11 protein-coding genes and 1 tRNA gene are annotated in these 12,156 nt (G+C 67.5%); 7 read left to right on the top strand and 5 right to left on the bottom strand.

Features of this window, described 5'->3' with window-relative positions:
* The first annotated feature begins 95 nt into the window (after window positions 1-95).
* The 4 genes from NMD1_RS16675 (at window position 96) to NMD1_RS16660 (ending at window position 4,751) form a co-directional block, all read left to right on the top strand.
* Entirely contained in the window at window positions 96-743 is a 648-nt protein-coding gene (locus tag NMD1_RS16675) for an FABP family protein (protein ID WP_125955708.1), read from the top strand.
* A 41-nt stretch (window positions 744-784) separates the two neighbouring features.
* Window positions 785-1,903 carry an NAD(P)-dependent alcohol dehydrogenase gene (locus NMD1_RS16670; protein ID WP_125955705.1) on the top strand — a complete coding sequence of 373 codons (1,119 nt, stop codon included), beginning with the start codon at window positions 785-787 and terminating at the stop codon, window positions 1,901-1,903.
* A gap of 10 nt (window positions 1,904-1,913) precedes the next feature.
* Window positions 1,914-2,792, top strand: a complete 879-nt coding sequence (locus tag NMD1_RS16665) for a LysR family transcriptional regulator (protein ID WP_124807314.1) — start codon at window positions 1,914-1,916, stop codon at window positions 2,790-2,792.
* 162 nt (window positions 2,793-2,954) lie between these two features.
* Window positions 2,955-4,751 (top strand): DEAD/DEAH box helicase, encoded by a 1,797-nt coding sequence (locus tag NMD1_RS16660; protein WP_125955702.1) that lies wholly within the window; start codon window positions 2,955-2,957, stop codon window positions 4,749-4,751.
* A 23-nt stretch (window positions 4,752-4,774) separates the two neighbouring features.
* On the opposite strand, the gene NMD1_RS21680 is transcribed toward NMD1_RS16660, so the two are convergent.
* Both NMD1_RS21680 and NMD1_RS16655 read right to left on the bottom strand, forming a co-directional pair.
* Window positions 4,775-4,906, bottom strand: coding sequence for a hypothetical protein (locus NMD1_RS21680; RefSeq protein WP_255352114.1), 132 nt, complete (start codon window positions 4,904-4,906; stop codon window positions 4,775-4,777).
* Window positions 4,907-5,016: 110 nt separating this feature from the next.
* Window positions 5,017-6,402: a carotenoid oxygenase family protein gene (locus tag NMD1_RS16655; protein ID WP_125955700.1), complete on the bottom strand. Its 1,386-nt coding sequence runs from the start codon at window positions 6,400-6,402 to the stop codon at window positions 5,017-5,019.
* 56 nt (window positions 6,403-6,458) lie between these two features.
* On the opposite strand from NMD1_RS16655, the gene NMD1_RS16650 reads away from it, so the two are divergent.
* Window positions 6,459-7,004: a TetR/AcrR family transcriptional regulator gene (locus NMD1_RS16650; protein WP_125955697.1), complete on the top strand. Its 546-nt coding sequence runs from the start codon at window positions 6,459-6,461 to the stop codon at window positions 7,002-7,004.
* 4 nt (window positions 7,005-7,008) lie between these two features.
* On the opposite strand, the gene NMD1_RS16645 is transcribed toward NMD1_RS16650, so the two are convergent.
* Complete coding sequence (locus NMD1_RS16645) at window positions 7,009-7,629, bottom strand: TetR/AcrR family transcriptional regulator (RefSeq protein WP_125955695.1); 621 nt, start codon at window positions 7,627-7,629, stop codon at window positions 7,009-7,011.
* A gap of 77 nt (window positions 7,630-7,706) precedes the next feature.
* On the opposite strand from NMD1_RS16645, the gene NMD1_RS16640 reads away from it, so the two are divergent.
* The gene (locus tag NMD1_RS16640; RefSeq protein ID WP_125955692.1) at window positions 7,707-9,740 is read left to right on the top strand and encodes an NADPH-dependent 2,4-dienoyl-CoA reductase; all 2,034 of its coding nucleotides are present in this window, start codon (window positions 7,707-7,709) and stop codon (window positions 9,738-9,740) included.
* 61 nt (window positions 9,741-9,801) lie between these two features.
* Here the strand turns inward: NMD1_RS16640 and NMD1_RS16635 are convergent.
* A tRNA-Asn gene (locus tag NMD1_RS16635) sits at window positions 9,802-9,876 on the bottom strand.
* Window positions 9,877-9,952: 76 nt separating this feature from the next.
* A complete protein-coding gene (locus NMD1_RS16630) occupies window positions 9,953-10,732 on the bottom strand; it encodes an NAD kinase (RefSeq protein ID WP_125955689.1) in 780 nt (259 codons plus the stop codon).
* A 128-nt stretch (window positions 10,733-10,860) separates the two neighbouring features.
* On the opposite strand from NMD1_RS16630, the gene NMD1_RS16625 reads away from it, so the two are divergent.
* Window positions 10,861-12,156 (top strand): bifunctional diguanylate cyclase/phosphodiesterase, encoded by a 1,296-nt coding sequence (locus NMD1_RS16625; RefSeq protein WP_125955686.1) that lies wholly within the window; start codon window positions 10,861-10,863, stop codon window positions 12,154-12,156.

Here is a 12,156-nt window from a genome sequence, read left to right as displayed (position 1 = left end):
TCCCGCAATTTCGCGCTGTTCGTGCCGTGGTTCGGCGCTAGGATAAATGCCGCACCGCACAGCACCACGCGGACCGTGACCGAAAGAGGAGACGCATGGCCATTCCCGATGACATCTTTACCGAACCCGAGGACGTCGATCCTGACGCGCTGGCCAATCTGGGGCCGTTGCGCCATCTGGCCGGCATCTGGGAAGGGCGCGGTGGCATCGACATCGCGCCGAAGGCCGACGGTCCAGAACGGCGCGCCTATTACGAGCGGATCGAGATGCAGCCGATCGATCCGCAGGCCAATGGCCCCCAGCTGCTCTACGGGCTGCGCTATCACCAGCACATCAACACCGTGGAGGAGGACATCACCTTCCACGACCAGGTGGGGTTCTGGCTGTGGGAACCGGCTACCGGCCTGATCATGCAGACGCTGGCCATCCCGCGCGGGCAGATCGCCATGGCTTCGGGCCACGCCGGAAAGGACGACACGCGCCTTTCGCTCTCCGCCGAACGGGGCAGGACCGACTACGGCATCTGTTCGACGACCTTTCTGGAAGAGGCGTTCCGCACCGATCGTTACCAGATCGACGTGACCTTCAACGCCGACGGATCATGGAGCTACATCAGCGACACCACGCTGGTGGTACGCGGCAAGGAGCCGTTCGCGCACCGCGACCGCAACAAGCTGGTCAAGGTGGGCGAGGCCGATCTCAACCCGTGGCTGAGCATCATCCGGGGTGGCGCAAAGCCATGACAGGTGAAGCCGGATAAGCGGAAACGGATAACGGAGGGGACATGACCGTATCGGCGAAAGTAGCCGTCTGCCGGGGCAAGGACGCCCCGTTCACGATTGAGGACGCCACGCTGGACGCGCTGCGGCCTGACGAACTGCGCGTGCGGATCGTGGCCTGCGGCGTGTGCCACACCGATCTGGCGGTGCGCGACGGGCAGCTGCCCGTGCCGCTGCCGATCGTGCTGGGCCACGAAGGAGCCGGGATCGTCGAGGCCGTGGGCAGCGCGGTCACCGCCGCGAAACCGGGCGACCGCGTGCTGATGAGCTTCAACAGCTGCGGCGATTGCCCCAGTTGCGCGGTCGAGGCGCCGACCTATTGCTACAACTTCTTTCCGCACAACTGGTCCGGTACGCGGGCCGACGGTTCGCCGACGCTCTTTCGCGATGGTGCGCCGCTCCACGCCAATTTCTTTGGCCAGTCGAGCTTTGCCACCCATGCCATCGCGCACCAGCGCAACGTGGTGGTCGTGCCCGAAAGCGCCGCCGCGATCCCGCTGGAAAGACTGGCCCCGCTGGGCTGCGGTCTGATGACGGGCGCGGGTGCCGTGCTGCGCAGCATGAAGGTGCGCGCCGACATGCCGGTCGCGGTGTTCGGCACGGGCACGGTCGGCATCGCCGCGATCATGGCGGCGCGGATCGCCGGGGCCAATCCGATCTTCGCGATCGACATCAACGACGATCGCCTGGCGCTGGCCCGCGAACTGGGCGCGACGCACACGGTGAATGCGCGCGACGATGTGGCCGCCGCGATCCGCGCGGCCTGCCCGGCCGGGCTTGGCTATGCCCTCGACACGACCGGCATCGCCCGGGTGATCGAAGGAGCGTTCGATCTGTTGGCGCCCAAGGGCAAGCTGGCGATGGTCGGCGCGTCCGGACCCGAAGCCACGCTCGCCTTCAACGAAACGGCGTTCATGGGGCAGGGGCGCACCGTGATGGGTGTGCTGGGCGGGGACAGCGACATCGGTCCGTTCCTGCACGAACTGATCGATTTGCACGTTGCCGGCCGTTTTCCGTTCGAGCGCCTGATCGGCTATTTCGATTTCGACGCCATCGACGCGGCGGTGCACGCCAGCGAGACCGGCAGCGTGGTCAAGCCGGTGCTGCGCATCACGCCTGAATAGCGGCCGCTGCATGACGCTCGAACAGTTGCGCATTTTCGTCGCCGTTGCCGAAACGCTGAACATGCGCGCGGCGGCGGAACGCCTGCATCTGACGCAGCCCGCGGTCAGCGCCGCCATCGCCGCGCTGGAGGAACGCCACGCCACGCGCTTGTTCGATCGCGTGGGGCGCGGGCTGGAACTGAACGACGCGGGCCGCGCCTTCCTGCCCGAAGCGCGCGCGGTGCTGGCACAGGCGGCCGATGCGCTGGGCGTGCTCGACGATCTGGCCGGGCTGAAGCGGGGCGATCTGCGCATCGCCGCCAGCCAGACGGTCGCGACGTACTGGCTGCCCTGCCGCATGGCCACCTTTGCCGCCGCACACCCCGGAGTCACGCTGCATCTCGAAGTCGGCAACACCGCGCAGGCGGTGGCGGCGCTGCTGGCGGGCGCGGCCGATCTCGGCTTCGTCGAGGGCGGGGTGGACGAAGATATTCTTGCCGTCGAGCGGATCGGTGGGGACCGCCTCGCGCTCTATGCAGCGCCTGCACACCCGCTCGCCGGCCGCCCGCTCGCGCGCGAGGACATCGCGACCGCGTGCTGGGTGCTGCGCGAGCAGGGATCGGGCACGCGCAACCACCTGGAGCACAGCCTGCACGCGCGGTTCGGCCTGACGCTGGCCGATCTCGACGTGCGGCTGGAGCTTCCTTCCAACGGCGCGGTGCTGGAAGCGCTGGGCGCGGGCGGATTGGTGACGGCAGTATCCGATCTGGCCGCCGGGCCACGCGTGGCCGCGGGCCTTGTTCGCGAACTCGATTGCGCGCTGGTCGAGCGCGATTTCCTGCTGCTGCGGCATCGCGCACGGCGCGTCAGCCGCGCGGCACAAGCATTCCTCGATACGGCACGGAATTGATCCGTTGGCAAAACGCCGGGTGCCTGCGGCTTGAAATACGCGGTTTTGATTGACTTTCGTGCCCGGCCACCTACCGCGCGCTTTCATACCCAGTTCATCCGGCGGATCGTTAGAGCACGTCGCCCGCGGACTGCTCCCAATCCAGCCGAGAAGCCCTGTTCCATGCCGTTTTCGACCCTTCCTGAATCCGTTGCCGCCGCGCTTGCCGAGCGTGGCTATCAGGCGCCCACCCCTGTGCAGGCAGCGGTGCTGGAGCCGGAGGCGCAGGGGCGCGACCTGCTCGTGTCCGCGCAGACCGGTTCCGGCAAGACGGTGGCGTTCGGCGTCGCCATGGCGGAAGACCTGCTCGCCGCCCGCGGGATTCCCGATGGCGCGAAGGCGCCGCGCGCGCTGGTGATCGCCCCCACGCGCGAACTGGCGCTGCAGGTCAGCAAGGAACTCGCCTGGCTGTTCGGCAAGGCGGGGCTGCGCATTGTCACCTGCGTCGGCGGGATGGACCCGGTGCGCGAACGGCGCGCGCTGTTCCAGGGCGCGGACATCGTCGTTGGCACGCCCGGCCGCCTGCGCGATCATCTGGAGCGCGGCGCGCTCGACCTCTCTGCCGCCGCCTTCGCGGTGCTCGACGAAGCGGACGAGATGCTCGACATGGGCTTCCGCGACGATCTCGAGGAACTGCTCGACGCCACGCCCGAAGGCCGCCGCACCTTCCTGTTTTCGGCGACGATGCCCAAGCCGATCCAGGCGCTGGCCAAGCGCTACCAGCGCGATGCACTGCGTGTCTCGACGATCGACGAACGGCAGGGCCATGGCGACATCGCCTACGAGGTGGTGACCGTTTCGCCGGCCGACATCGAACACGCTGTCATCAACCTGCTGCGCTTCCACGAAGCGGAAACGGCGATGCTTTTCTGCGCCACGCGCGACAACGTGCGCCATCTTCACGCTACGTTGGTCGAACGCGGCTTCGCCGCCGTGGCGCTTTCAGGAGAGCACAGCCAGAATGAGCGCAACCATGCGCTACAGGCGCTGCGCGACGGCCGCGCACGTGTCTGCGTGGCGACCGACGTCGCCGCGCGCGGCATCGATGTCGCCACGCTCAGCCTGGTGATCCACGTGGAGGTGCCGCGCGATGCCGAAGTGCTGCAGCACCGGTCCGGCCGTACCGGCCGCGCCGGGCGCAAGGGCACCGCCGTGCTGATCGTGCCCTATCCGCGCCGCCGCCGGGTGGAAGGCATGTTGCGCGCCGCGCGCATTTCCGCCGACTGGATCGCGGTGCCCGATGCCGAGGTGATCCGCCAGCGCGACCGCGAACGCCTGCTTGAAATTCTCACGCAACCGGTGGAAGCGAGCGACGCCGATCTCGCGCTGGCCGGCGAACTGCTGTCCCGCCGCGACGCGATCGAGATTGCCGCCGCGCTGGTGCAGGCGCACCGCAAGGCGATGCCCGAGCCCGAGGAATTGATCGACATCTCCACGCGCGAAGGGAAGCCGGAGCGGGGCAAGGAGCATCACCGCGAAGGCTTCGACGATATCGTGTGGTTCCGCATGGATATCGGCCGCCGCCAGAACGCTGATCCGCGCTGGATTCTGCCGCTGCTGTGCCGCCGCGGACATATCACCCGCAACGAGGTGGGCGCGATCCGCATCGCCGCCAACGAGACCTGGTTCCAGATTCCTCGAACGCTGGAAGCGCGCTTCGTCGCTGCAGTGAAGCGCACCGCGCGCGAGGATGCCGGCGATGAGAGCGGCGTCACGATCGAACTGGCGGCCGAGCCGCCGCGCGATACCGCCCGGCGCAACGCGCGCCAGCAGCGGGGTGGCCCCAACGATGGACCCAACGACAGGCCCCGTCCGAACGGCCCGCGCGGCAATCACGGCGCGCCCAAACCGCATCGGCCAGGCGGCCCAGGCTCCGAAAAGCGCCCGCACCGCAAGGGCAAACCGGCGCACGCGCGTTAGGATCACGCGCTCGGGCTGTGTTCTCAGCCCGGCGTGACCAGCGGCGCCAGCGCGATGACCGCGCCGGTCAGCGCAATCAGCCCGCCAATGGCAAGCTGCGCGGGGGGCACGATCTGCCGCACGGGCAAGGCGATGGCGTTTTCGATCTGTTTCATGCGTTCATGATGGGGTTGGCCGCTGCGAAAGTCTCGCGGATTTCCCCGATCACTGTGATCCACGATCTTGCTGGCGCTTTTACGAGACGAAATCTCCGCGTGCGGTGATGTCAGCCCGGCACCCAGTTGCCATGGAAGCCTGCCGGCACGCGATGCGGCAGGTGGACCACGCCGACCGGCGGTTCCTCGAAGCGCATTGCGTCCAGCACCACGAAGTCGGTGGTGTCGTTCGCCATGTCGACGACGAAGCCCACCAGCCAGCCTTCGCCTTCCGCCGCGTCTTCCGATGCGGGGACGAACACGAATTCGCCCGGATGCCGGCGCGGACCGAAATCGTGAACCTGCCGCGTGCCCTCCACCAGATCGTGCCGGAACAGCCGGGTATCACCGATGAATTCCGCCGCCGGATCGGTGGGCACGGCCATGGCATAGGCATAGCGATAGGGTTGGCCGAAGCGGCGTTCGTCGGGACGGGGGAATTCCTGCGGGGTAGCGTCGATCGTGGCGATCGCCACCGTCCCGGTCACGGGATCGATCGTCCAGCGCTCCAGCCCGCGCGCCGCGCCGTCGGGGCCGACGGCTTCCGGGCCGAACATCGTGCCATAGGCGCAGACATCCATGATCACCGCGCCGTCCGCCCGGTCGTAGGCGTTGGCTACGTGAAACACGCTGCATGGCTCCACGTCGCACCAGATCACGTCCGACGCCGCGCCGGTTCGCGGCAGCAGGCCCACGCGCGCGCGGTGCTGCGGGTTCCAGCGGTAGGGGAAGGGCTTGCCCGCCATCGCCGCTGGCAGCGAGAAGGTCACGGGCAGGTCCAGAATCACCACGTAGCGCGCGGTGATCGCGCAATCGTGGATCATCGGGCCGTGTTCAACCGGGATCGCCAGTTCGCGCGTCACCTTGCCGTGAGCATCGACGACGACATGGCGGACTTCGCCCGGATTATGCGCGCTGTAGCAGATCGCGTGGTTCTCTCCGGTCAGCGGGTCGAGATGCGGGTGCGCGGTGTAGGAGCCGAGCAGCGTGCCGCCGAAGGCATCGTACTGCTGGTCGCCCAGCGTGGGACCAAGCTTCACCGGATAGCTGCCGGCTTCGACCAGCGCGTAAGTCTGTCCGCCGATCGCAAGGACATTGGTGTTCACGGTGTCGAACAGGTTGCGCGGGCCGGGGGCCTTGGGCACGCCAAGCGCCTCGGCCACCCGTTCCGACCGGATCCAGCGGTTGCGATACCACTGCGCGCTGCCGTTCGCGAGTTTTAGCCCGTGGACCATGCCATCGCCGGAGAACCAGTGATAATTGGCCGGATCGGGTGTGATCGGGTTGGGGCCGATGCGCAGGTAGCAGCCGTCGAGCGCGGCGGGGATCGTGCCGTCCACGGCGAGGTCGGTGATCGTGTGTTCCGCCGTCATCGGGCGGTGGATGCCGGAAAGGAAGGGATGGTCGGAAACGGGAACGGGGGCACAGGCCAGTTCCTCGTCGATTTTGGTGGCCATGATCGTCTCCCTATGTTTACGGTGTGAACATGGCGAATAATGATAACAGTGTCAACATGGATCGGAAGTACCACCACGGCGATCTGCGCGCGGCACTGATCGAGGCGGGCCTGCGCTTGCTTGAAACGCGCGCGGCGGACGATCTCTCGCTTCGAGAAGTGGCGCGCGCCGTGGGGGTCAGCGCGACCTCCGTCTATCGCCATTTTCCTGACAAGGCTGCCCTTCTGGCGGCGCTCGCGGCGGACGGGCTGGAGCGGCTCGGCGCGGCGCAACGGCAGGCGGCTGTGGCAGCGGGCGGCGGAGCGGCTGGCTTTGCGGCGACGGGGCGGGCTTACGTCCGCTTCGCGCTGGCGCACCCGGCGCTGTTCCGCATGATCTTCACGTCGGCTCCGCCGTCGGCCGATCATGTCGATGGCACCGACGCGATGGCGTTCCTGCGGGCCAACGCCGCACAGGCGGCGGGCGCCGCGCCGGACAGTCGCGCGGCCGAGGTTCGTTCGATCTGGGCGTGGAGCCTGGTCCACGGGCTTGCCATGCTGATGCTCGACGGACAGGTGCCGGCGGACGAGTCTCTGGTGGACGAGGTCGTTGCCCTAGGCTGACGGGCTACCCATCCGACTGCCGGGATAGGAGGGGGCGGGCGCCGCGCGTGATGAGGCGCGCCGCTTCGTGCCGCATCCGTTCGAACCCCGGCGCGTCGCCCAGTTTGTTCGCCATGTGGAGCACGATCAGCCCGTGCAGCGCCGCCCAGTAGGACTGCGCGATTGCGTCGGGATCGCCTTCCAGCAGTCCTTCGGTCACCATGTCGCGCACATAGCCTGTCATCGTCATCCGCGAACGCGCTTCGGCGCGGCGCAGGTCGTCGGTGCGTTCGCTGTCGGGCTGGTTGTAGGCGAAGATGAGCTGATACGCCGCCGGCTCGGTAAAGGCGAAGGCGACATAGGCGTCGCCGATCGCGCGCGAGCGCTGCCACGGATCGTCCGCACTGGCATAGGCGGCCTCGATCCGGTCCGAAAAGCGGTCGTGCGCGGCGGCGCGCGCGGCGGCCAGCAGTTCGCCCTTACTGGCGAAATAGCGGTAAAGCGAGGCCGCCGTCCAGCCTATCTCCGTCGCGATCGAGCGCAGCGAGGTGCCGTCGATGCCCCGCGTGGCGATCTGGCGTTCGGTCGTGCGCAGGATGCGTTCGCGCACCGCACCAACCTGTTCCTCTGTCAACGATACGGCCATGGCCCTTGCGATACTAAACGACGTTTATTATGCAATTGCTAAACAGTGTTTAGCAATGATCCGGGAGGAAGGATTCCATGAACGCACCTGTCCGCTATCCGCACGTGTTCTCCGAGCTGGCGATCGGCCCGCATCGGCTCAAGAACCGGATCATCATGGGATCGATGCATACCGGCCTGGAAGACGTGCCGGATGCCGCCGAACGGCTTGCCGCCTATTTCGTCGACCGCGTGAAGGGGGGAGTCGGCACGATCATCACCGGCGGCATTGCGCCGCACGTCACGGGCGGCGTCGGCGCGAAACTATCCGAACCGTCCGAAGTACCGCTGCACCGGCACGTAACCGACGCCGTCCACGCGGCCGATCCCGCCGTGAAGATCTGCATGCAGATCCTCCATACTGGCCCCTTGGCCCATACCCCGGATTGCGTCGCGCCATCGCCGGTAAAGTCGCGCATCGGCGCCTATGTCCCGCGCGAACTGGATGAAGCGGGGATCGAGGAGATGATCGCCGCGTTCGCCAATTGCGCGAAGCTGGCGCGGGAAGCGGGCTACGACGGCGCGGAGATCATCGGTTCGGCGGGCTACCTGATCTCCACCTTCCTCGTCGAAAAGACCAACCAGCGCACCGATCGCTGGGGCGGTTCGTGGGAAAACCGGATGCGCTTTCCGCTGGAAGTGGTGCGGCGTGTGCGCGTGGCGGTTGGCCCGGACTTTCTGCTGATCTTCCGTATCTCCGCCATGGACATGCTCCAGGGCGGACTGGCGTGGGACGAGGTCGTCTCGCTGGCGAAGGCGCTGGAAGCCGAAGGCGTCGACGTCATCAGCACGCATTTCTGCTGGCATGAAAGCTTCGTGCCCACGATCGCGACGATGGTGCCGCGCGCAGCCTTCACGCAGGTGACCGGGCGGCTGCGCAAGGAATTGTCGATCCCGCTCATCACCAGCAACCGCATCAACATGCCTGATGTGGCGGAAGCCGTCCTTGCGCGGGGGGATGCCGATCTCGTTTCGATGGCGCGGCCGATGCTGGCCGATCCCGATCTGGTCAACAAGGCGCGCGAAGGGCGCGAGGACGAGATCAACACCTGCATCGGCTGCAACCAGGCCTGCCTTGACCATACCTTCACCCGCCAGCTGACCTCATGCCTCGTCAACGCACGGGCCTGCCGCGAAACGGAGATCGTGATGCGCCCGGCGCAGCCGCGCAAGCGGATCGCGGTGGTCGGCGCGGGGCCGGCCGGCCTCGCCTTCTCGACGCTCGCGGCGGAACGCGGGCACGACGTCACTCTGTTCGATGCGGCGGACGAAATCGGCGGGCAGTTCAATCTCGCCAAGCGCATCCCCGGCAAGGAGGAGTTCCACGAGACCCTGCGCTATTTTCGCCGGATGATCGATGTGCATGGGGTCACGCTGAAACTGGGTACGCGCGTCGATGCCGCGATGCTGGCGGACGGCGGCTTCGACGAGATCGTGATCGCCACGGGTATCGCGCCGCGCCGGCCCGATCTGCCCGGCATCGATCATCCCAAGGCCGTGCGTTACATCGATGTGATCGCGGGCGCGGCACAGGTCGGCCGCAAGGTGGCGATCATGGGGGCGGGCGGCATCGGCTTCGACGTGGCGGAACTGATCACCCACCAGGGCACGTCCGCCGCGCTCGATATCGATGTATTCGCCCGCGAATGGGGCATCGATTTCCGCAATCATCCGCGCGGCGGCGTGACCGGGGTGGAACCGGTAGTGGCGCGCAACGATCGCGAGGTCACGCTGATGCAGCGCAAGGCGACCACCGTTGGCAAGGGTCTGGGCCGCACCACGGGCTGGACCCATCGTCTTACGCTTCAGCGCCGGGGCGTGCGCATGGTCGGCGGCGTGGAATACCTGCGCATCGACGATGCCGGGCTGCACACGCTGGTCGAAGGGCAGCCGGTGTTGTTCGATGTCGATACCGTGATCGTATGCGCCGGCCAGGAACCGGCGCGCGGATTGCACGATGACCTGGCGGCGGCGGGCATCCGCTCGCACCTTGTCGGCGGCGCCTGTGAAGCGGCGGAGCTCGATGCCAAGCGCGCGATCCGGCAAGCGACCGAATTGGCAATGGAGGTGTAAACGCGGTTTGTGTGGCTTCGCTGTTTCTCCCTTCCGGCGCTCTGGCGCGAGGAAGGGGAAATGGCTCCCTGAGTAGGATTCGAACCTACGGCCGCTCGATTAACAGTCGAGAGCTCTACCGCTGAGCTATCAGGGAGCAGCCCCGGTTGCCCGGGGCAGGAGCGCGCTAATAGCAGGCGATCCCGGTTTTGCAAGCGCTCGATTGATGTTTTTTAGGCGAGAAACTGCTCCGCGAAAATTCGCTCGTCGAGCGAGCGACCCCGGTCGAACAGCAGGGTCAACTGGTGTTCGGGCCACGCGCGCACCTCCACGTGGGCCACGTCGCGCAGTTCCTTCTGGTCGGCCACCACGGCCACCGGGCGCTTCACGGATTCGAGCACGCGGAACGAAATCCGGGCGTTGTCGGGCAGGATCGCGCCGCGCCAGCGGCGGGGCCGGAACGGGCTGATCGGGGTAAGCGCCAGCATGTTCGAGCCGAGCGGCAGGATGGGGCCGTTGGCGGAAAGGTTGTAAGCGGTGGAGCCTGCGGGCGTGGCCACCAGCACGCCGTCGCACGCCAGTTCCTGCATCCGCACCTTGCCGTTCACCGTCACTTCCAGCTTCGCGGTCTGGCGCGTTTCGCGCAACAGCGAGACTTCGTTGATGGCGCAGAATTCGTGTTCGGTACCGGCGTTGGTGATCGCCTTCGTCTTCAGTGGGGAGACCGCGATGCGGCGCGCGCGGGCGATGCGTTCCTCCAGCGGGCGGCTGCTCTTGTAGCGGTTCATCAGGAAGCCGACGGTGCCCAGGTTCATGCCATAGGCCGGAACGACGCGGCCGGTATCGAGCATGTGATGCAGCGTCTGGAGCATGAAGCCATCGCCGCCAAGCACGACGACCGTGTCCGCTTCCTCGAAGGGCACCCATTCGCACAGCGCGCGCAGATCGCGTTCGGCTTCCTGAGCACGGTCGGTAGGCGACGCGCAAAGCGCGAGTCGAGCGGATTCCGACATTGGTCCTCGATCCCCGGTTTCTCTCGCTGCGCGTGATATGGAGCGCGGCCTCTTGTTGCAATGCAAAACGGACGGGTCGCCGCAGGATCGGAACGGTTTGGCAAGATTGTTCGGGCACAAGCCGGGCAATGGACGCTTTTCCCAAACCGCTTCCCGCACCGGTCGACGATCGCGACATGCTGACCGGACTGCCCGGCGTCGATGCCGCCTGCGCGTGGCTTGATCGCACGGGGCAGGATGGCTTTGCCCAGGCCATGCTGGTGGGCCTGCACCGGTTCCAGTCGGTGAACCTGGCCTATGGCAAGGCGGCGGGCGATCGCGTGCTGGCGGAGATTGCGCGGCGGATCGTTGATTTCGCGCGCGAGGAACTGGGGGCGCAGAGCTTCGTTGCGCGGATGGGCGGCGGCGAGTTCCTGGTGGCTTCCACCGTCGCCGCCAGCCGGGAGCGTTGGCAATGGCAGGCCGAAGCCCTGGCGCGATCGATCGCGCGGCCGATACCGCTGGCCGGCGACCAGTTGCGGCTTGCCCCGCGCACGGCGCTGCTGCGCGGGCAGCCGGGCGAACGCGGCGCGCCGATGCTCGACCGGCTCGATCAGGCGCTGCTCAGCCTGCAACGCGGCGCGGGGCGGCGCATCCTGTGGGCGGATGGCTCCCACGCGGTGCGCGGCCGCAGCGCGGCCCGGCTGGAAGCGGACCTTATCGGCGCGCTCGACCGGTCGGAGATATCGCTGCTGTTCCAGCCGCAGTTTACCGTGGCCGACGGCCGCCTTATCGGCGCCGAGGCGCTCGCGCGCTGGCGCCATCCTGAACTCGGGCTGGTCGGTGCCGAAACGCTGTTCGCGATCGCGGAGCGTGGCGATCACATCAGCCAGCTTTCCCACCACATCGCCGAACGCGCGCTGGCCGAGGCGGCGGACTGGCCGGACGACCTGCGCCTCTCGCTCAACGTCACGGCCGAGGACTTCGCGGTAGGCGATCTGGCCGCCGCGATGCGCGCGCTTGTCGCCGCATCGGGCTTTCCGGCGGAACGGCTGACGCTGGAGATCACCGAACAGACGCTGATCGCCGACTTCGAGGCCTGCGCCGAAACGCTGCGCGAACTGGCCGGGATGGGCATGCGCGTCGCGCTGGATGACTTCGGCACCGGCTTCGCCAATTTCCGCACCCTGCGCGCGCTGCCGCTCGATGCGCTGAAGCTCGATCAGTCGCTGGTGCGCGATATCGCGCAGGACCCGCGCGACCGGGCGATCCTGCGCGCGATCGTGGCGATGGCCCGCGCGCTTGATCTGAAGGTCGTGGCCGAAGGCGTGGAAGACGCGGCGCAACTGGCGGTGCTGAACGAGGAAGGCTGCGCGGTGTTCCAGGGCTTCCTGCGTTCCGGCCCGGTCGATGGCGCGGCGCTGGTGGCCATGGCACGCGACTGA

Source organism: Novosphingobium sp. MD-1, assembly GCF_001014975.1.
Classification (GTDB): domain Bacteria; phylum Pseudomonadota; class Alphaproteobacteria; order Sphingomonadales; family Sphingomonadaceae; genus Novosphingobium.
Note: the sequence above shows the minus strand (reverse complement) of the source record. Positions and strands in the feature narration are given on the sequence as shown.

Excerpts from the sequence above, each read along its gene's own strand:
- NMD1_RS16675 (WP_125955708.1), top strand. The coding sequence starts at position 96 with ATGGCCATTCCCGATGACATCTTTACCGAACCCGAGGACGTCGATCCT.
- NMD1_RS16670 (WP_125955705.1), top strand. The coding sequence starts at position 785 with ATGACCGTATCGGCGAAAGTAGCCGTCTGCCGGGGCAAGGACGCCCCG.
- NMD1_RS16665 (WP_124807314.1), top strand. The coding sequence starts at position 1,914 with ATGACGCTCGAACAGTTGCGCATTTTCGTCGCCGTTGCCGAAACGCTG.
- NMD1_RS16660 (WP_125955702.1), top strand. The coding sequence starts at position 2,955 with ATGCCGTTTTCGACCCTTCCTGAATCCGTTGCCGCCGCGCTTGCCGAG.
- NMD1_RS21680 (WP_255352114.1), bottom strand. The coding sequence starts at position 4,906 with ATGAAACAGATCGAAAACGCCATCGCCTTGCCCGTGCGGCAGATCGTG.
- NMD1_RS16655 (WP_125955700.1), bottom strand. The coding sequence starts at position 6,402 with ATGGCCACCAAAATCGACGAGGAACTGGCCTGTGCCCCCGTTCCCGTT.
- NMD1_RS16650 (WP_125955697.1), top strand. The coding sequence starts at position 6,459 with ATGGATCGGAAGTACCACCACGGCGATCTGCGCGCGGCACTGATCGAG.
- NMD1_RS16645 (WP_125955695.1), bottom strand. The coding sequence starts at position 7,629 with ATGGCCGTATCGTTGACAGAGGAACAGGTTGGTGCGGTGCGCGAACGC.
- NMD1_RS16640 (WP_125955692.1), top strand. The coding sequence starts at position 7,707 with ATGAACGCACCTGTCCGCTATCCGCACGTGTTCTCCGAGCTGGCGATC.
- NMD1_RS16630 (WP_125955689.1), bottom strand. The coding sequence starts at position 10,732 with ATGTCGGAATCCGCTCGACTCGCGCTTTGCGCGTCGCCTACCGACCGT.
- NMD1_RS16625 (WP_125955686.1), top strand. The coding sequence starts at position 10,861 with ATGGACGCTTTTCCCAAACCGCTTCCCGCACCGGTCGACGATCGCGAC.